This is a genomic window from Rhodoferax sp. GW821-FHT10B06 (assembly GCF_059415605.1).
This window is the reverse complement of record NZ_JBWKNO010000012.1, coordinates 41829-61003: the sequence shown is the minus strand read 5'-3', so window position 1 is coordinate 61003 and position 19175 is coordinate 41829. Positions and strand designations below refer to the sequence as shown.

The following is a 19175-nucleotide window of genomic DNA, read 5'->3' as shown; positions in this document are numbered from 1 at the left end:
GCCTATGCGATTACTACTGGTGGAAGATGACCCGGCCATGCAAACCACGCTGCTGCGCGCGCTGGGCCGGCAAGGTATGCGGGTGCAAGCCTGTGGCGACGGCCGCGCCGCGCTGGACCTGTGGCTGGCCGCACCGCCCGACGTGGTGCTGCTGGACCTGTCCCTGCCCAGCATGGACGGCCTGCAGGTGCTGGCTGCCGCCCGCAAACAGGGTCTGCGCACGCCGGTGCTGATACTCACAGCGCGCGGCACCGTGGGCGACAAGATCCTGGGCCTGAACACCGGTGCCGACGACTACCTGCCCAAACCCTTCGACCTGGAAGAGCTCGAAGCCCGGCTGCGCGCCCTGGCCCGGCGCAGCAACGAATCCGCATTTGGTTTTGAAGAAAAATCGGCCTCCAGCGCAATCAATCTGGGCGCACTGCGCTATGAAAAAGAGAGCGGCGTCCTCTACCACCTGGACCAGCCGCTGGAGCTTAGCCCGCGCGAGCTGGCCATGCTGCGCCCATTGATGGCCCAACCCGGCCATGCGGTCAGCAAAGAGCGTCTGTTTGAACTCGTCTTCCCTGGTGCGCAAGAGGTGCAGTACGAAGCCATCGAAGTAGTGGCCTACCGCTTGCGTAAAAAGCTCAGCGCCACCGGTGTGCACCTGATGACACTGCGCGGCCTGGGCTATCTGCTCAAGGAAAGCGCTTGAAACCCAGCCGCTCCCTGCGCAGCACCCTGCTACTGGGGATTTTGCTGCCAGTGCTGTTGGTGGTGGGCATCAATACCTACAGCCTGTACGAGCAGGCGCTGGAAGCCGTCACCACCGCCTATGACCGCAGCCTGCTGGCGTCGGCCAAGTCGATCGGCGAAGAGCTGGAGGTAGACGGCTACGACGACAAAGCCGTGCTGCGCGCCACCGTGCCCTATGCTGCGCTGGAGGCCTTCGAGGCCGACAACAAAAGCAAGATGTTCTACCGCGTCTCCAGCCTGGACGGGCAGCTGGTATCGGGCTACACCGTGTTGCCCTTCTGGCATGGCAGCATCCCCCAGCGCCCACCCTATGCCGCGCTGGTGGACTTCTACAACGACAGCGTGGGGGAGGAGCCCGTGCGCGTGGCCGTGCTGCTGCAACCGGTGGCCACCCAGACCGGTCGCGCCATGGCTGTGATCCAGGTGGGCGAAACCCTGGAGCTGCGCCACACCCTGGCGCGCCAGATCCTGATCGACACCCTGTGGCGCCAGGCCGCGCTGATCCTGGTCATCGCCGTGCTGGTAGTCGCCGTGGTGCAGCACGCCACCGGCCCGGTACGCCAGCTCAGCCGCACATTGCAAGACCGCCCCGAGGGCGACCTGACTCGCCTGGCTGCCCCAGACGCACCGCGCGAACTGCGCCCCCTGCTGGACGCCACCAACCAGGTCATGGACCGCCTGCAGCACTTGCTGGACCACCAGAAACGCTTTGTGCGCGACGCGGCGCACCAGTTGCGCACACCCTTGGCAGTGCTGAAAACCCAGGTCCAGTCCGCCCTGCGCAGCGACGTCGAGCCGCTACAGGCCCTGCATGAAATCAACGCCACGGTAGACCGCGCCACCACCCTGGCGAACCAGATGCTGGCCCTGGCCAAGGTGGAGCAACTGCGCCAGCAGGACGACGCCCAGCCCCTGGATTGGGCCGAGGCCGTACGCGCCGTGGCCCTGGACCTGTCACCGCTGCTGGCCGACAAAGACCTGGACTTCGCGCTGGACACCCAGCCCGCACAGGTGCGCGCCCACGACTGGATGCTGCGCGAGCTGACGCGCAACCTGCTGCACAACGCCATCAAATACAGCCCCCATGGCGGTACGCTGGAAGTCCAGCTCAGCCTGGAGGGCCGCCACGCCCAGCTGCGCATTGCCGACAACGGCCCGGGCATCTCGCCCGAGTTGGCGCGCCGCCTGTACCAGCCGTTCTCGGCCGGTGACGTGCACCATGGCTCCGGTATGGGTTTATCGATCTGCCAGGAGATCGTGCACGCCCTGGGCGGTACCATCAGCCTGCAAAACCGCAGCCGGCAGGGCCAGCACGACGGGCTGAACGCCTGCGTGCGCTTGCCCCTGACAACCTGACCCGAGGACGATGGAAAAACTACGTATCGACAAATGGCTATGGGCCGCCCGCTTCTACAAGACCCGCAGCCTGGCCACCGAAGAGGTCAACAAGGGCCGGGTGCAAGTCGCCGGCCAGGACGTCAAACCCGCGCGTGAAATCAAGGCCGGCGACCACATCACCCTGCGCCAGGGCCCCATGGTGCGCACCGTGGTGGTAATCGGCATCAGCCAGGCGCGCGGCCCGGCCCCTGTCGCCCAAGCCTTGTACGCCGAAACACCAGAAAGCCTGCAAACCCGCACCGCCGCCGCCGAGCAGCGCCGCCTGGCCCCGGAGCCGGCCCTCAGCCTGGACCACGGCCGCCCCACCAAGCGCCAACGCCGCGACCTGGACCAGGCAGGCCAGGCCTGGGGCGATCGGTGGAGTGCCTCGGTGGATGACTGAAAAAGACTAGAAAAACTAGGCGAACGCGGAAAACGCGCTGATCAAACCCTGGTTCTTGCTGTCGGCCACCACCTGGTAGGCCAGGGCGGGATTGCTTTTCAGAGCCGCCGTCCAGTTCGTGGCATTGGCATCGCTTTGGCTGGCCGCCACGCTGCCGTACTCGCCCGACGCAATCGCCAGATCGCTGCTGCTGACCGGCGTGCCCGTTTCGGTGGAGCCCAGCAAATCCGCCGCATTGGACTGCGCCGTATCGGCAACCGCACTGGTGCCGGCCTGCAGATAGGAATTCAGCAGGCCCGCCGCGGTGTAAGTTGGGGTGGTGGCAGCGCCAGAGCCAAACGACGCAATGATGGACGCGTCACTGGACTGCTGTATGGCCTGATCCGTGAGCTGATTGAGCCCAACCAGCCCGTTGCCCGCCGTGTAGGGGGCGACCAGACTGCTGCTGGAGCTGATTGTGGATATTGCGGCCATGACGAGCTAATTCTCGGCCTCGGGTCACCGGTTTTCAAGCAGGTTTACACAGCGATACCAGCCGCGGGCCCAGGAAGCCGTCAACGATAATGCACGGTCTGGGCCTAGCCGCCCACCCGCACGCGCATTCCATCGATTACCCGACTACCTGTTTCCCCCACATCACATCCAACACATGGGAACCAAAACCCAATCACAGCCAGCGGCCAGCCCCGTAGATCTCTCGGGCCACACGCCCATGATGCAGCAGTACCTGGCCATCAAAAACGAGCATCCTGAGACCCTGGTGTTCTACCGCATGGGCGATTTCTATGAGCTGTTCTTCGGCGATGCCGAGAAGGCCACGGCCCTGCTGGACATCACGCTGACCAAGCGCGGCCAGACCGCTGGCCAGCCCATCCCCATGTGCGGCGTGCCCTTCCACTCCATGGAAGGCTACCTGGCCAAGCTCATCAAGCTGGGCGAATCGGTGGCGATTTGCGAGCAGGTGGGCGAGGTCACGGGCAAGGGCCCGGTGGAACGCAAGGTGGTGCGCGTGGTCACCCCCGGCACACTGCTTGACCCCGAGCTGCTGGCCGACAAGACCGAATCCGTGCTACTGGCCGTGCACCAAGGCCCGCGCAACAGCTGCGGCCTGGCATGGCTGAGCGTGACGCGGGCCGAAATCCACCTGGCCGAATGCCCCAGCGACGAGCTGGAGGCTTGGGTGACGCGCATCGCCCCCAGCGAGCTGCTGCACAGCGCCGATGCCAGCGCCAGCTTCAGCCAACGCATCCAGGCGCTGAAGCGCGCGTCGGCCACTGCCCTGTCCAGCACCGCGCGCCCGGCCTGGCAGTTCGACGCTGCCCTGGGCCAGCGCAAGCTGCTGGAGCAGTTGCACGCTGCCAGCCTGGAAGCCTGGCAGGCAGAAGACCTGCCCCAGGCCCATGCCGCCGCTGCTGCGCTGCTGACCTTTGCCGAGCACACCCAGGGCCGCGCGCTGTCCCACGTACAGACCATCCGCGTGCAGAAAAGCGATGCCAGCATCAGCCTGCCGCTGAGCACCCGGCGCAACCTGGAGCTGACCCAAACCCTGCGCGGCGAAGACAAGCCTACGCTGTTCTCCCTGCTCGACACCTGCAGCACCAGCATGGGCAGCCGGGCCCTGAAGCGCTGGCTGCTGGAGCCCCAGCGCGACCGCAGCGAAGCCGCGCTGCGCCTGCAAGCCATCGGCGTGCTGCGCGAAGCCGGCATGGGCCAGCGCCTGCGCGAACAGCTCAAGGGCAGCGGCGATGTGGAGCGCATCAGCGCCCGCATCGCGCTGCGCCAGGTGCGCCCACGCGAACTGGTGGCCTTGCAGTACACGCTACAAAAAACAGAGCTACTACTGCAGGCAATACCTGCGCAAACGCCGTATTTGGCTCAAATCGCTGGCGCGCTGCAACCACCCGAAGGCTGTGCCGCCCTGCTACAGCGCGCCATCCTGGACGAACCCGCCGCCCTGGTGCGCGATGGCGGCGTGATCAACCACGGCTTTGACGCCGAGCTGGACGAGCTGCGCGCTATCCAGACCAATTGCGATGCCTTTCTGCTGGACCTGGAAACCCGTGAAAAAGCCCGCACCGGCATTGCCAATCTGCGCGTGCAGTTCAACAAGGTGCACGGCTTCTACATCGAGGTCACCCAGGGCCAGGTGGACAAGGTGCCCGACGACTACCGGCGCCGCCAAACACTGAAGAACGCCGAACGCTTCATCACCCCCGAGCTCAAGGCCTTTGAAGACAAAGCCCTGAGCGCCCAGGAACGCGCGCTGTCGCGCGAGAAATGGCTGTTTGAACAGCTGCTGGACCAGCTACAGGCCTTTGTGCCGCGCCTAGGCCAGCTGGCCTATGCCCTGGCCGCGCTAGACGTGCTGTGCACCCTGGCCGAGCGATCCCTGACCTTGAACTGGTGCGCGCCGGTATTCGTCAAGGAACCCTGCATTGCCATCGAAGGTGGCCGCCACCCCGTGGTGGAGGCGCGCCTGGCCGAAAACTCCAGCGCCAGCTTCATCGCCAACGACACGGCCATGGGCCACCGCCAGCGCATGCAGATCATCACCGGGCCGAACATGGGCGGTAAATCGACCTATATGCGCCAGGTGGCCATCATCGTGCTGCTGGCCAGCATGGGCAGCTATGTGCCGGCCGACAGCTGCCGCCTTGGGCCGATAGACGCCATCCACACCCGTATCGGTGCTGCGGATGACCTGGCGAATGCCCAATCGACCTTCATGGTGGAAATGACCGAGGCCGCGCAAATCCTGCACAGCGCCACCGCCCACAGCCTGGTGCTGATGGACGAGATCGGCCGCGGTACTTCCACCTTTGACGGCCTGGCCCTGGCCAGCGGCATTGCAGCGCACCTGCACGACAAAACCCAGGCCTTCTGCCTGTTTGCCACGCACTACTTCGAGCTGACCGAGTTCCCGGCCTCACACCATGGCGCGGTGAACATGCATGTGAGCGCAGCCGAATCGGGCCGCGACATTGTCTTCCTGCACGAGCTGCAGCCCGGCCCGGCCAGCCGCAGCTACGGTATCCAGGTGGCGCGCCTGGCCGGCATGCCGGCCGCCGTGCTAAACCACGCCCGCCACACCCTGGCCGCGCTGGAGGACCACGCCCAAGGCAGCCAGGCACAGGTAGACCTGTTCGCCGCCCCGCCCGAGCCGGTGCAATTGGGGCCTGGCCCCGTAGAATCAGCGCTGGCGGCCATCCAGCCCGACACGCTGTCCCCCCGCGACGCCCTGGAGGCCCTGTACAGCCTCAAGAAACTAGCCCAACGCGAGCAGGGCTGACCTGCTGCTCCACCACGAATCTATTGCGCCATGACCTACTGCGTCGCCATCAAACTCAATGCCGGACTGGTTTTCCTGTCCGACTCCCGCACCAATGCCGGCCTGGACCAGATCAGCACCTTCCGCAAGATGATCGTCTATGAAAAGCCGGACGACCGCTTCATGGTGCTGCTGTCGGCCGGCAACCTGAGCATCTCGCAGTCCATCCGCGAGATCCTGCAGGTCGAGCAGCTGAAGGAACACGAAGACAGCGAACCCATCACCATCTGGAACGCCAAGAGCATGTTCGACGCGGCCCGCGTGTTGGGCGCCGCCGTGCGCCATGTGTACGAGCGCGACGCCGCATCGCTGCGGCAGGCCGGGGTGGAATTCAATGCCTCCATGATCTTCGGCGGCCAGATCAAAGGCGAAGGCATGCGCCTGTTCCAGGTCTATTCGGCCGGTAACTTCATCGAAGCCACGCACGAAACACAATACTTCCAGATCGGCGAATCCAAGTACGGCAAACCGGTGCTGGACCGGGTCATTTCCCCCGACACCCCGCTGGACGAGGCCGCCAAATGCGCGCTGGTGTCCATGGACTCCACGCTCAAGTCCAACCTCTCCGTCGGCCTGCCACTGGACCTGGTGGTCTACGAAGCCAACAAATTCCAGACCGACAAAGTGGTATGCATGGACGAAAACAACCCCTACTTCCGCATGCTGCACAGCAGCTGGGGCAAGAAGCTGCGCGAAGTGTTCGACAGCATCGAAGACCCGATGTGGAATGGCGAGGCCACCAACGTGCCGCTGATGGTGGAATCCGGCCGCGGCAAGCCGCTGCGCAAAATCACCACGCCCAACGAACGGCTGATCTAGAGCCGCAGGCAACGCCCCATGCGATGGCGTATGCTGAACTTACGTGACTGCCCTCTGCCGTCCAATTGCACACAATGGCAGTCATGCAATCCATCATCTTCGCGCACGCCAATAGCTTCCCGGCATCCACCTACCGTGTCCTGTTCGACAACCTGCGCGCCCGCGGCTACGCGGTGCAAGCGCTGGAAAAAGTCGGCCATGACCCGCGCTACCCGGTCAGCAACAACTGGCCGCAGCTGGTGCACCAGTTGGCCGACTTTGCGGCCAAGGTGGTGGCCCAGCAGGGCGAGCCGGCGTTTCTGGTGGGGCATTCGCTGGGCGGATTTTTGAGCCTGATGACCGCCGCGCGGCACCCGGAGCTGGCCCGCGGCGTACTGCTGCTGGACTCGCCCCTGGTGGGTGGCTGGCGCGCCACCACGCTGGGCGCCTTCAAGCGAACCAAGATGGTCGAAACCGTATCACCCGGCAAAGTCAGCAAAGGGCGCCGCCAGCACTGGCCCAGCCAGCAGGCAGCGCTGGAGCATTTTCAAAGCAAGAAAGCCTTCGCCCGCTGGGACCCGCAGGTGCTGCAAGACTATGTGGTGCATGGCATGCAAGACCTGGACGGCAAGCGCGTGCTGGGCTTTGACCGCGCGGTAGAAACCGCCATCTACAACACCCTGCCCGACAACCTGGAAAGTCTGCTGCGCCACCACCCGCTGAAATGCCCTGCGGCCTTCATAGGCGGTACGCAGTCGGCTGAGATACGCCAGGTCGGCATGACGCTGACCAACAAGGTCACCCATGGCCGCACCATGATGCTGGACGGCAGCCACCTCTTTCCCATGGAAAAACCGCTGGCCACCGCAGCCGCTATTGAAGCAGCGCTGCGCAACATGGGCGGTGGCTGAACCTCAGCTTGGCCTAACTCAGCGCGGCGTAAAGAAGGGCTGCAGCGCAGCCAGTCCATCGATAAAGACAACCCGCTCGGCCATCTCCGCAGGCATGCCTTCACGCGGGTGTAAGCAAAATACCTGCATGTCGGCGGCCAGCCCGGCCTGTACACCGGGCAGGCTATCTTCCACCACCGCGCAATGGCGGGGTTGTGCGCCCAGGGCCTGGGCCGCATGCAGGAAGAGCCCGGGGTCGGGCTTGAAAGAGCCCACTTCGTAAGCACAAAAAATACGCTCGCCCAACAAGGGCAACAGCCCCGTCAGGCCCAGCGTCAGCTCCACCTTGGCGCGCGGGCCGTTGGTGGCCACACAGAATGGCAATTGCAGACTTTGCAGCAGCGCCAGTGCCCCTGGCAAGGCCTCCAGGCCCTGGCGGAAGCGAAGCTCCATCTGACGGCGCACCTGCAGCGTGAAATCGGCTTCGAAAGCCGGTGAGGTGGACGGCAACTGCGACGCAATCCAGGCCACGCAATCCGCCATGCGCGCCCCACGGAACTGCTGGAAGGCCTGCGCACGCGTCAGGTCCACGCCGTGGGCGCGGGCCATCTCGAACATCACCTCCATGCCCGGCTCCTCACTGTCCACGAGGGTACCGTCGGCATCAAAAATGACGGCATCTATACGCATGGCCACCATCCGGTTTACGCCGCCCAGTTCACTGTGCCGGTCCACCAAGTGGCCAACACCACCAGACCGAAGGCGATGCGGTACCAGGCAAACACTTCAAAGCTGTGGTTGGCGATGTAGCGCAGCAGCCAACGTATGCACAGCCAGGCCGCCAGAAAGCTGACGATGAAACCCACCGCGAACAGCGGGAAGTCAGCCATGGACAAGGAGGCCCGCTCCTTCCACAGGCTGTAGCCCCCGGCAGAGATCAGGGTCGGAATGGCCAGGAAGAAGCTGAAGTCGGTAGCCGTCTTGCGCGACAGGCCCAAGAGCATGCCGCCGATGATGGTGGAGCCCGAGCGGCTGGTGCCGGGGATCATGCCCAGGCATTGCACAAAGCCCACCTTGACGGCATCCCAGGCGGTCATGTCGTCGATGTCTTGCACACGGGCCTTGGGCTTGGCGTAGCGCTCCACCCACAGAATGATCAGACCGCCGACGATGAAGGCCGCCGCCACCACCGGGGCATTGAACAGATAGTCCTTGATCTTCTTGTAGACGAAGAAGCCAATCAAGCCGGCAGGCAAAAAGCCCAGCGCCACGTTGAACACGAAACTGCGTGCCTTGGGACTGGTGGAAAACTCGCTCACCGAACCTGAGATACGCTTCCAGTAGACGATGATGACGGCCAGAATGGCGCCGGTCTGGATAGCGATATCGAACACCTTGGACTTGTCATCCGTCATGCCCAGCAAGGTGCCGGTCAGGATCAGGTGGCCGGTACTGGAGATGGGCAGGAACTCGGTCAGCCCCTCCACAATGCCCATGATGGTCGCTTTGATCAGCAAAATAATGTCCACGCACGCTCCCTAAAAACTGTTGTGCAGCGATTATCACAGCGCGACAAGACACTACAAACGGGACTCGGGCGCGTTGCTTTTCTTTACACCCTGTGCGCAGGGCAGGCCCGAACCTGCCCCGCAGCGATCAACTGCCGCAGGTGCTGCTCGCGCTGGTGCCGGTGCTACCCAACCACTGGCTCAGCGCCGCACTGTAGGCCTGGTCGAAGCGGCCGTAGATATTGCTGCCACTTTGGTTGGTACAGCTGGAATCACCACCAAAAAGTTGCCCCACCAGATAGTGGCCACCACTGGACGAGGTCTGGAACAGCGGCGAGCCGCTGCTGCCCTCTTCCGTAGCGCCGCTGGTGAACACCGCATTCAGGAAATTGCCGCTGGTCACGCTGGACAAGGAACAAGTCCGGCTCTGCGACGTGGAGCTTATTTGGCTGCACAACTGGAACGAAGCCACGGTACCGGTGCTGACCTTCTCCAGATCACCCTCGGGGAAATGCAGGCCAGCCACGGTGGCACCTATGGTGGCCGGGTCCACCAACCAGCCCGCATACATGGCCCCCGTAGGCGGCGTGTCGAGCAGACGCATGAACGAGGTATCGGTTCCGCTGTTGGCATACAGCAAGGTGGCGCCGCCGATGCGGGTCGTGGAAGACGAGCTCAGCGCAGTACTGTTGCAGCTGGCAGAGCGATAGAACCAGTAGGTCTGCAGGCTGCTGGCCTCGGTCTGGGTGGAGATGCAGTGGTTGGCCGACAGAAAGTACGGCGTGCCACTGGAGCTTGTATCGTTCAGCAGCGTACCCGAGCACTGGTACAGCGTGCCGCCGGAAGCAAACACCATGCGGGCCACGGCATTGCTCTCCTTGCTGCTATAGCTGCTGTTGCAGTTCACATCCACCTCGCAACTGCCTGAACTACCAATGGCACGGGCGGTGACCGTGCTGGAATCCAGCGGCGACACCACCAGATGCGACAGGCGAGGCACGGCAATCTGCACCGTACTGGTGGCGACCTGGGCGGGTAGCTCTATCTCCAGCGTGGCCTCCTGGCCTTGCACCAGCGGAGTCCAGTAGGTACGCGCGTTGTCGCTGCTGTCGCCACTGTCCAGATTGCGCTGCACGGCATCCAGCACGGTCTGGCCAGAGACCACATAGGCCGTGCTTGCATCCTGCGCATAGACGCGCACCGTAGCGTCGGCAGGCAGGCTTTTCACCAGCATACCCAGGCGCAGACCCTTGGCGTCTTCGGAGCTGAAACTGATGGCTGCGCGCTGGCCGCCGCTGACCGTGCTCTGCCAGCCCAGCACCGCGGCCGTGCTGTCCACGCTGGCGGTCAACACCACGTCGCGTGCCAGGCCGATACGGCGCGGCACGCCGACGCTGCTGCTCTGTGACACCTCGGCCAGGCGGGCCTGGCTCAGCGTGCCCAGGCTGATCGACCAGGCGTTGATGGCCGTGCCGCTGCGCGCCTGGATGGGCGAAACATCGGAGCCCTGGCTCAGCATGGGCTCGACCTGCACCGCGGTATCCAACGACGCCGACTTGGCTACGCTACTCACGCCATTCAGCGCGGACGAGGAACAGGTCGTCGTAGTCGTTGTCGTCGTGGTGGTCGTGGAGGAAGAACCTCCACCACTACCGCCGCCGCAGCCCGCCAGCACAAGCACTGCCGCCCAGGCTCCCAGTTTCAAAACATCTGCCATTCACCATCTCCGTAAAGCAATTGCGCCAATCATACGTACTGCAGACACGTGTTCACGGCCTAGCCCAGCCACAGACACCCACTCTTTACACAATCTTAAATATTCAGAAAAAAGTCACTCTGCCGCATATAAATACAACGAAGAAAGCTATTAAATTTGAAGCGCAACCAACCATTCAGGCAGCGATTACCCGGTTGCTTCATAAAGCCATACACAAGGCATATATTTCCTCCACATGGTGGACGCAGAATGCGCCGGCCCCCGGTTGCAAACACCCCGTGGGCGATTCACCGCCGCAGAGCAGGCACACGCCGCTCTGCCGCCCTTTCTTGCTTCCACGCGCCACCCGATTCCGATGCCCTACTTCTCCCGCGTTTCCCTTCTGGGGCTGGTCCTGTTACTGCAGAGCCTGGCGTTCCCCGCTTTGGCGGCAGCACCAGCATCGAAAGCCATCACACTGAATTTCTCCAACGCCGAGATAGAGGCCGTTGCCCGCACCCTGGCCGTGATCACCGGCCGTAACCTGGTGGTGGACCCGCGCGTCAAAGGCACGCTGTCGCTGAGCAGTGACACGCCCATCACGCCGGCCAAGGCCTGGGACCAATTTCTGGCGGCCCTGCGCATGCAGGGTTACACCATGGTGGAGACGGCGGGGCTGTACAAAATAGTGCCCGAGACCGAGGGCAAGCTGCAGTCCGAGTCGGTGCGGCTGGACTCCGGCCCCCAGCGCGGCGACCAGATCGTCACCGAGATCTTCAAGCTGAACTATGAGAACGCCAACAACCTGGTGTCGGTGCTGCGCCCGCTGATCAGCGCCAACAACGTGATCAACGTGAACAGCGGCAACAACTCCCTTGTCATCACCGACTACGCCAACAACCTGGGCCGGCTGCGTACCATCATTGCCGCGATGGACACTCCCAGCGCCACCGATGTGGAGGTCATGCCCCTGCAGCACGCGCTGGCAGCCGACCTGGCCGCAACCGTGCAGCGCCTGACCGACAGCTCCGGCGGCAAAACTGGCAGCACCAGTAGCAGCGCCGCCGCCACGCCCAGCCCGGGCGCAGCCACCGCCCCTGCAGCTGCCAGCACGGCCACGGCTTCCAACGGCGGCGCCTCGGTACTTGCGGACACGCAAAGCAACAGCCTGCTGGTGCGTGCGCCCAACCTGGCGCAACTGGCCTTCATACGCTCCCTGGTGGCCCGGCTGGACCGGCCCCGGGCGAACAGCAATGTGCGGGTGATCTACCTGAAGAATGCCGACGCCACCCGCCTGGCCAAGGTGCTGCGTGCCGCCTTCCCAACGGACTCGACCAGCGGTGGTGGTAGCAGCAGCTCCGGCAGCGCCAGCACACCCAGCGTGGCCCAGGTCGCCAGCAATAGCTCCAGTTCGAGCAGCGGTAGCAGCAGTGATAGCTCACAGGCCAGCGCACCCGTCACCGCCACGGCCCAGCCCTCCACCGGCGGCGGCATCCAGGCCGACCCGGCCAGCAACGCCCTGATCATCACCGCGCCCGAGCCCCGCTTCCGCGAGATGTACCCCATCATCGAGCAGCTGGACTCGCGGCGCGCACAGCTGTATGTGGAGTCGCTAGTGGTAGAAGTGGACGCCACCAAGACTGTGGACCTGGGCGTGCAGTGGGCCTCGTTGTTCGATGTCAGCACCACCACCACCCTGACCCTGGGCACAGTGGCCAAGGCGCTAGAGGAGATGACCGGCACCAACATCCTGTCCACCGCCAACATCGTGACGCTGGACAACGAAGAGGCCAAGATCGTGGTGGGGCAGAACGTGCCCTTCATCACCGGCTCGTACACCACCAGCACCAGCTCCAACCCGTTCCAGACCATAGAGCGCAAAGACGTGGGCATCACCTTGCGCATACGCCCACAGATCGGCCAGAACGGCAGCATCCGCATGACCATCTACCAGGAGTCTTCGTCGGTGGCATCCACCAGCTCCACTACCGGGCCTACCACCAACAAGCGCTCCATCGAATCCACCGTCATGGTCAACAACGGCAAGACCATTGTGCTGGGAGGCCTGATCGAAGACAGCCACACCGACGACGCGGCGCAGGTACCGGGCATTGCGGATGTGCCCTTTCTCGGCGCGCTGTTCCGCAGCATGAGCCGCACACGCAAAAAGACCAATCTGCTGGTGTTTCTGCGCCCGGTCGTAATGGCCGATGAAAACGCCAGCGACGCGCTATCGATGGACCGCTACGACTACATCCGCGCCAAGCAGAAGGAGATGCCAATGGACATCCACCAACTGCCGCCAGACACCAGCCTGCCCCTGCTGCCGCCCAGCACGCCGGGCGCCCACTAGATCGCGAACCGACTCTGAAAACTTAGGTAAATTTCTGATCCGCATGGTTGACGCAGCCATGTTGCACCGCAATAATCCGCCCATCTTAATTTTGGAGTGCCCAACGTGGACAGTGCCAGTTGTTGTTGTGATGTGAAGTGTGCCGCGGTATCCGCGATAGCCGCTGTCTTATCAGCCATCTGACGCCACGTTATCTGTGGTTGTGGGGCTGCTAAGACAGCCACCAGAACCTCTTTCAGACGGTGTAGCCCACCGCGCGAAAGTAAGCGCACTCCCCTTCCCATTGCTTGTAATTGCTGAGGCAAAGCCTGGTCTTTGCCGGCAATCTATTGCTGCTGCTCCGTCAACGTTCGGGCGCCCTGCTTTGTACAGGAGCGCGCGATGCCGTTACCCTTTGCCCCCCGCCGGAACCAGGCTGCCCATGTGCCCGCCCACGCCGCACTGGCTGCGGCCACGCCACTGCATGCACCCGCCGCCAAGACGGATACCCAGACCCTGGACGCCGTCAACGCGCTGGACCACGGCTGCGTCTGGCCCACCCACCGCTTGCGCTGCTTTTTACAACTGCAGCACAGCAAAGCTTTTGCAGGTTCACGCTGAGCCCCTGCTCGCAAGCCATTTTTAGCAAAGGAGATGTCCTATGGACCCGTCACCCAGTAGGCGCTGCATGCGCCGCCTTCCCGCCACCACTGCCATTTATTTCCAACCCTCGCATCCGGCCCTGACCTGGAGGCACCGGCTCACCTGAACACGTGAGGCGTTTGCTCCTGGGCCACGGCCACCAGGAGATCCCATGCTGTTCCGCACCCTCGATCCCCGCGCTGCGCTGCTGCGCCGCCGAGCAGGCACACCAACCCAAACCGAACCGGCTTCGGCCACCCACCTCTCCCGCCTGATGCTGCGCGCCGCCATGGACGACGTGCAGGCGCTGCTGACCCGGCTGGATACGCAGGCCAACGGACTGGAGCATGCGCAGGCTGCACACCGGCTGGAGCAGGTGGGCCCCAACGAGGTGGCACATGAAAAGCCCGCACCCTGGTGGCTGCATCTGTGGCGCTGCTATAGCAACCCGTTCAACCTGCTGCTGACGGCACTGGCCAGCGTGTCCTATCTGACCGACGACGACAAGGGTACGGTGGTAATCGCCAGCATGGTGGTCTTGTCCACCCTGATCCGCTTTGTGCAAGAAGGCCGCTCCAACCGCGCGTCTGCCCAGTTGAAGGCCATGGTGAGCAACACGACTACGGTGCTGCGGCGGGACGCGGCGCATGCCGACATGCCGCCGACGCACACCGAGCTGCCCATCCAGCAGCTGGTACCCGGCGACCTGCTACAGCTATCGGCCGGCGACATGGTCCCGGCGGACTGCCGGGTACTGAGCGCCAAGGACCTGTTCATCAGCCAGTCGGCCATGACGGGCGAATCCTTGCCGGTGGAAAAGTTTGCAGAGCGCCGCTCGGGTAGCGACAACTTGCTGGAACAGGCCAACCTGCTCTTCATGGGCAGCAACGTGGTGTCCGGCTCCGCCCTGGCCCTGGTGGTCACCACCGGCAACAACACCTACTTTGGCACCCTGGCCCTGCGCGTCACCCGCAGCGACCGCGCACCCACCGCGTTCCAGGCAGGGGTGAACAGCGTCAGCTGGCTGCTGATCCGCTTTGCCCTGGTGATGGCGCCGCTGGTGCTGCTGATCAACGGCTTCACCAAGGGCGACTGGGCCGAGGCCCTGTTGTTTGCCCTGTCCATCGCCGTGGGCCTGACGCCTGAAATGCTGCCGATGATCGTCACCTCCACGCTGGCCAAGGGCGCTGTCATCCTGTCGCGCCGCAAGGTGGTAGTCAAGCGCCTGGACGCCATCCAGAACTTCGGCGCCATGGACGTGCTGTGCACCGACAAGACCGGCACGCTGACCCAGGACAAAATCGTTCTGGAGCGCCACACCGATGTGTTCGGCAACACTTCCGCACAGGTGCTGCAGTACGCCTACCTGAACAGCTACTACCAGACCGGCCTGAAGAATCTGCTGGACCGCGCGGTGCTGAACCATGTGGATCTGCAAGCCAAGGCGCCGCTGGCGCAGGGCTATCGCAAGATCGATGAGGTGCCGTTTGACTTCCAGCGCCGGCGCATGTCGGTGGTGGTAGACGGGCAGCAAGACCAGCACGAACTCATCTGCAAAGGCGCGGTGGAGGAAATGCTGTCGGTTTGCACCCAGGTGCGGGTAGATGGACAAGATGTGCCGCTGGACGCGCACATGCTGCTGCGTATCCAGGACGTCACCCGCCAGCTGAATGCCGAAGGCCTGCGCGTCGTGGCCGTTGCCATGAAGACGACGCCAAGCAGCCACACCGTGTATGCGGTGGCCGATGAAACCGGGCTGACGCTGCTGGGTTACGTCGCCTTCCTGGACCCACCGAAGGAGTCCACCGCCCCGGCTTTGAAGGCCCTGGCGGACTACGGCGTGGCGGTGAAGGTGCTGACCGGCGACAACGAACTCGTCACCGCCATGGTCTGCCGACAGGTGGGTCTGCAGGTGCAGGGCGTACTGCTCGGCCACCAGATCGACAAGATGGACGACGCCGCGCTGGCCCATGCTGTGGAGCATCGCAATGTATTTGCCAAACTATCGCCGCTGAACAAGGAACGATTGGTACGCGCTCTGCGGGCCAACGGCCATGTGGTGGGCTTTCTGGGCGATGGCATCAACGACGCACCCGCCCTGCGTGCCGCCGACATCGGCATCTCGGTAGACAGCGCGGTGGACATCGCCAAGGAAGCCGCCGACCTGATCCTGCTGGAAAAAAGCCTGATGGTGCTGGAACAAGGCGTGATCGAAGGCCGCAAGACCTTCAGCAATATGCTGAAGTACATCCGCATGACGGCCAGCTCCAACTTTGGCAACGTGTTTTCGGTGCTAGTGGCCAGCGCGTTCATTCCGTTTTTGCCCATGCTGTCACTGCACTTGCTGGTGCAAAACCTGATGTACGACGTATCGCAGATCGCCATCCCGTTTGACAACGTGGACGACGAGCTGCTGCAGGCGCCGCTGAAATGGAACCCGGCCGACATCGGCCGCTTCATGGTGTTCTTCGGGCCCATCAGCTCGGTCTTCGACATCACCACTTTTGTGCTGATGTGGTTTGTCTTCAAAGCCGATAACGCGGCCCAGCAAACGCTGTTCCAGTCGGGCTGGTTCGTGGTGGGCCTGCTCACCCAAACCATGATCGTACACATGATCCGCACGCCGAAGATTCCGTTCATTGAAAGCCGCGCGGCCTGGCCGCTGATGCTGATGACGGTGCTGACCATGGCGGCCGGCATTTTCCTGCCCATGGGGCCGCTGGCCGCTTACTTCAAACTGCAGGCGCTGCCGCTGTCCTACTTCCCGTGGCTAGGGGCGATTCTGCTGGCCTATATGGTCCTGACGACATGGCTGAAGCAGTTTTACATCCGCAAATTTGGCTGGCAATAAGACCATTTATAGAAACGATAACACCGCATGAAAACACTGGAAGCTCTGCAATATTTCGATGCTCTGGCGCTGCTGGACACCCTCATCCGTCTGGCCACGGCCTTTGTGCTCGGCGGCATGATTGGCCTGGAACGCCAGGTGCGCCAGCGCACCGCAGGCCTGCGCACCAACACCCTGGTTGCGGTAGGCGCCGCCATTTTTGTCTCGCTGGGCGACCGGCTGTTTGAACTGCATGGCGGCGGGCAAGGTGCCGTCACCATCGTGGCCTATGTGGTGTCGGGCATAGGCTTTCTGGGTGCGGGTGCCATCATGAAAGAAGGCGCCAATGTGACCGGCCTGAACACCGCCGCCACTCTGTGGGGTTCGGGTGCCGTGGGGGCCTGCGCCGGCGCCGGCCTGGTGGCCGAGGCCGCGCTGGCGGCGCTGTTTGTGCTGGCCAGCAACACGCTACTGCGCCCGGTGGTCAACCGCATCAACCGCCGCCCGGTGAACGAGGAAACCAGCGAAGCCACCTACACCGTCTACGCCATATGCAAGCGCGAGGCCCAGGCCGACGTGCGTGAAAAACTGGTGGAACTGCTGGAGCAGGCCAGCTACCCGGTGCGCGATGTAGACCAGCACCCTTTTGGCCAGGCAGACGCCGAGATTGCCGCCGTGCTGTACGCCACGGCGGTAGAGGCCGACGAACTGGACCAGGTAATGGCCTTGCTCGAAGCACAGGCAGGTGTGGTCCAGGCCTTCTGGAGCTCCAGCACGGAGGACTGACGCTATTGTTAATAAAAATGGCCGCTAGCGCAGGTATTGCCTGCGCTAGCAGCTATCAAATCTACAGCAAAAACATGGCTGCCGCCACGGCGGTAGGCACCAGCGCCCCAGCCAGCAAGCCCAGCGCGCCGATGGACTCTTCATTAAAACCACGCCGCAGCAGCGCCACACCCGCCGGGTTGGGCGCATTGGCAATCACCGTCAAGCCCCCGCCGGCCACGGCACCGGCTACCAGCATGTACTGCGACTGGATGGAGATACCCTCGATCAGTGATCCCAGATAAGTCAGCGCCGCGTTGTCCGTCAGCGCGGTCAGGCCCAGCGCGCCGAAGAACAGCGCCGTGGGGGCCAGGCTGGACACGATAGGCTGCAGCCACCACTGCTGCATGCCGCCCAGCACCACCAGCCCGGCCAGAAAGAAGCCGACCAGCAACCCCTCTTTCAGGATCAGCGGGCTTTGGTGCTGTACATAGGCCTGGGTGTAGCCGATGAAGAACAGAAACAGGCCGATGAACACCACCGGGTGGTGTGCAAACACCACCACCGCAGCCAGAAAGCCCAGGTGGATCAGGCTCACCAGCAAGGGCACCGGCGCACCGGGGCCCACGCTGCCCGCGGCAGGTGTGTGCAAATGGCGGCGCAGCAGAAACACCAGCACGGTCGCATTCACCAGCACCGCCACGCAGGCGCGCCAGCCGAAGGTACTGGCCATGAAGGCGCTGTCCCACTGCCAGGCGGCCGCCACCATCAGCACCGGCGGCGCGGCGTACGAGGTCAGCGTGCCGCCAATGGACACGTTGACAAACAGCACGCCCAGCGCGCCGTACTTCAGCCATTCGGGCGGGCCCTGGCGGAACACCAGCGGCGCCAGAATCAACGCGGCCAGCGTCATGGCCGCCGGCTCGGTGATCAGCGAACCCAGCAGCGGCACCAGGGCCAGGCCCAGCCAGGCCAACACCACCGGCGTGGGCAAAGGCACCAGGCGCGCCACGGCCATCAAACTGCTTTGCACCAGCGCCAGCACCGGACGCGATGCGGCCACCACCATCACGACGAAAACAAACAAGGGCTCGGTGTAGTGGCGCGACTCGGCATAGGCCAGCGCCTCGGCGCCTGTAGTCAGCAACGCCATCGCCACCACCAGCACAAAAGCCCACAGGCCAAACACCACCTCCACCTCGCCCAGGATGTGGAACAAGCCAGCATGGCGCGGGTGGCGGTGGGCCAGGCCCTCAAACCATTTGGCGGCAAAGGTGTGCAGCAGCGCCAGCGCGAACAAGGCGGCGGCGACGGTCTGTATCAGTGAGGCTTGCATGGCATGGGTAGAAAGTAGGTTGGATACATCACAGCTCGGCCAGCGGAATGCTGCCTGCCTCTTCATCGGCCTTCAGCAGCCCTATCAGTTCGGCCAAATCCTGGTCCAGCCTTTGCAGGCTGGCTGCAGGCAGTTTACCCAGAGCCTGCGGCAGCACGCCCTCAAACGGGCCAGGCACCTGCTGCAGCACGGCCAGGCCGGCGGGTGTCGCCGTCAAACGCACATTGCGCCGATCCTCGGGCGCCTTCTCCAGCTGAACGAGTTCTTTGCGCTGCAGGGTTTTGACCAGATTGCTGGCGGTGGACTGGTGGATGTCCATGCGCTGGGCCAAAGCCCCCATACCTATGCCCGGGCTGTCGCGCACCACCCCCAGCGCCCACACCTGGGCGCCCCCCAGGCCCACCTGGTTCTCCACCTGCTGGAAATGGCTGCGCACGGCATTGAACACCACGCGAAAGCGGCGTAGCACCTGGGCGGTGCTGGCGGGGTCCACAACGGTCTGCTTTTTACGGGTCATGCCTAATTATATTTG

General features: G+C 63.7%; 16 protein-coding genes. 10 read left to right on the top strand and 6 right to left on the bottom strand.

Annotated features, from left to right (window positions below):
* The first annotated feature begins 4 nt into the window (after window positions 1-4).
* The 3 genes from AC07O2_RS17945 to AC07O2_RS17935 are packed head-to-tail and all read left to right on the top strand — an operon-like array spanning window position 5 to window position 2518.
* On the top strand, window positions 5-697 hold the full coding sequence (locus AC07O2_RS17945; protein WP_495077107.1) for a response regulator: 693 nt from the start codon (window positions 5-7) through the stop codon (window positions 695-697).
* Window positions 694-2094 (top strand): sensor histidine kinase, encoded by a 1401-nt coding sequence (locus AC07O2_RS17940; protein ID WP_495077106.1) that lies wholly within the window; start codon window positions 694-696, stop codon window positions 2092-2094. The genes AC07O2_RS17945 and AC07O2_RS17940 overlap by 4 nt, the downstream gene beginning before the upstream one ends.
* A gap of 10 nt (window positions 2095-2104) precedes the next feature.
* Window positions 2105-2518, top strand: a complete 414-nt coding sequence (locus AC07O2_RS17935) for an RNA-binding S4 domain-containing protein (RefSeq protein ID WP_495077105.1) — start codon at window positions 2105-2107, stop codon at window positions 2516-2518.
* A 15-nt stretch (window positions 2519-2533) separates the two neighbouring features.
* Here the strand turns inward: AC07O2_RS17935 and AC07O2_RS17930 are convergent, their stop codons facing one another.
* Window positions 2534-2992 carry a hypothetical protein gene (locus tag AC07O2_RS17930; RefSeq protein WP_495077104.1) on the bottom strand — a complete coding sequence of 153 codons (459 nt, stop codon included), beginning with the start codon at window positions 2990-2992 and terminating at the stop codon, window positions 2534-2536.
* 175 nt (window positions 2993-3167) lie between these two features.
* Between AC07O2_RS17930 and mutS the strand changes: the two genes are divergently transcribed.
* The 3 genes from mutS to AC07O2_RS17915 all read left to right on the top strand — a co-directional run bounded on the left by mutS (window position 3168) and on the right by AC07O2_RS17915 (window position 7555).
* Complete coding sequence (mutS, locus tag AC07O2_RS17925) at window positions 3168-5807, top strand: DNA mismatch repair protein MutS (protein ID WP_495077103.1); 2640 nt, start codon at window positions 3168-3170, stop codon at window positions 5805-5807.
* 30 nt (window positions 5808-5837) lie between these two features.
* Complete coding sequence (locus AC07O2_RS17920; RefSeq protein ID WP_495077102.1) at window positions 5838-6665, top strand: proteasome-type protease; 828 nt, start codon at window positions 5838-5840, stop codon at window positions 6663-6665.
* Between the two features lie 83 nt (window positions 6666-6748).
* Window positions 6749-7555 (top strand): alpha/beta hydrolase, encoded by an 807-nt coding sequence (locus tag AC07O2_RS17915; RefSeq protein ID WP_495077198.1) that lies wholly within the window; start codon window positions 6749-6751, stop codon window positions 7553-7555.
* Between the two features lie 18 nt (window positions 7556-7573).
* Here the strand turns inward: AC07O2_RS17915 and AC07O2_RS17910 are convergent, their stop codons facing one another.
* The 3 genes from AC07O2_RS17910 to AC07O2_RS17900 form a co-directional block, all read right to left on the bottom strand.
* The gene (locus tag AC07O2_RS17910; RefSeq protein WP_495077101.1) at window positions 7574-8224 is read right to left on the bottom strand and encodes an HAD family hydrolase; all 651 of its coding nucleotides are present in this window, start codon (window positions 8222-8224) and stop codon (window positions 7574-7576) included.
* Window positions 8225-8238: 14 nt separating this feature from the next.
* A complete protein-coding gene (locus AC07O2_RS17905; protein WP_495077100.1) occupies window positions 8239-9063 on the bottom strand; it encodes an undecaprenyl-diphosphate phosphatase in 825 nt (274 codons plus the stop codon).
* 127 nt (window positions 9064-9190) lie between these two features.
* Window positions 9191-10759 (bottom strand): trypsin-like serine peptidase, encoded by a 1569-nt coding sequence (locus tag AC07O2_RS17900; RefSeq protein WP_495077099.1) that lies wholly within the window; start codon window positions 10757-10759, stop codon window positions 9191-9193.
* Window positions 10760-11114: 355 nt separating this feature from the next.
* Here AC07O2_RS17900 and AC07O2_RS17895 point away from each other — a divergent pair, with 355 nt between their 5' ends.
* The 4 genes from AC07O2_RS17895 to AC07O2_RS17880 all read left to right on the top strand — a co-directional run bounded on the left by AC07O2_RS17895 (window position 11115) and on the right by AC07O2_RS17880 (window position 17328).
* Entirely contained in the window at window positions 11115-13091 is a 1977-nt protein-coding gene (locus tag AC07O2_RS17895; RefSeq protein WP_495077098.1) for a secretin GspD/PilQ domain-containing protein, read from the top strand.
* Window positions 13092-13472: 381 nt separating this feature from the next.
* A complete protein-coding gene (locus AC07O2_RS17890; RefSeq protein ID WP_495077097.1) occupies window positions 13473-13691 on the top strand; it encodes a hypothetical protein in 219 nt (72 codons plus the stop codon).
* 193 nt (window positions 13692-13884) lie between these two features.
* On the top strand, window positions 13885-16563 hold the full coding sequence (gene mgtA / locus AC07O2_RS17885) for a magnesium-translocating P-type ATPase (protein WP_495077096.1): 2679 nt from the start codon (window positions 13885-13887) through the stop codon (window positions 16561-16563).
* A 36-nt stretch (window positions 16564-16599) separates the two neighbouring features.
* Window positions 16600-17328, top strand: a complete 729-nt coding sequence (locus AC07O2_RS17880; protein WP_495077197.1) for an MgtC/SapB family protein — start codon at window positions 16600-16602, stop codon at window positions 17326-17328.
* Window positions 17329-17389: 61 nt separating this feature from the next.
* On the opposite strand, the gene AC07O2_RS17875 is transcribed toward AC07O2_RS17880, so the two are convergent.
* Together AC07O2_RS17875 and AC07O2_RS17870 are read right to left on the bottom strand one after the other, a co-directional pair.
* Entirely contained in the window at window positions 17390-18643 is a 1254-nt protein-coding gene (locus AC07O2_RS17875; RefSeq protein WP_495077095.1) for a putative Na+/H+ antiporter, read from the bottom strand.
* A 28-nt stretch (window positions 18644-18671) separates the two neighbouring features.
* Entirely contained in the window at window positions 18672-19160 is a 489-nt protein-coding gene (locus AC07O2_RS17870; protein ID WP_495077094.1) for a MarR family winged helix-turn-helix transcriptional regulator, read from the bottom strand.
* Window positions 19161-19175: the final 15 nt, after the last annotated feature.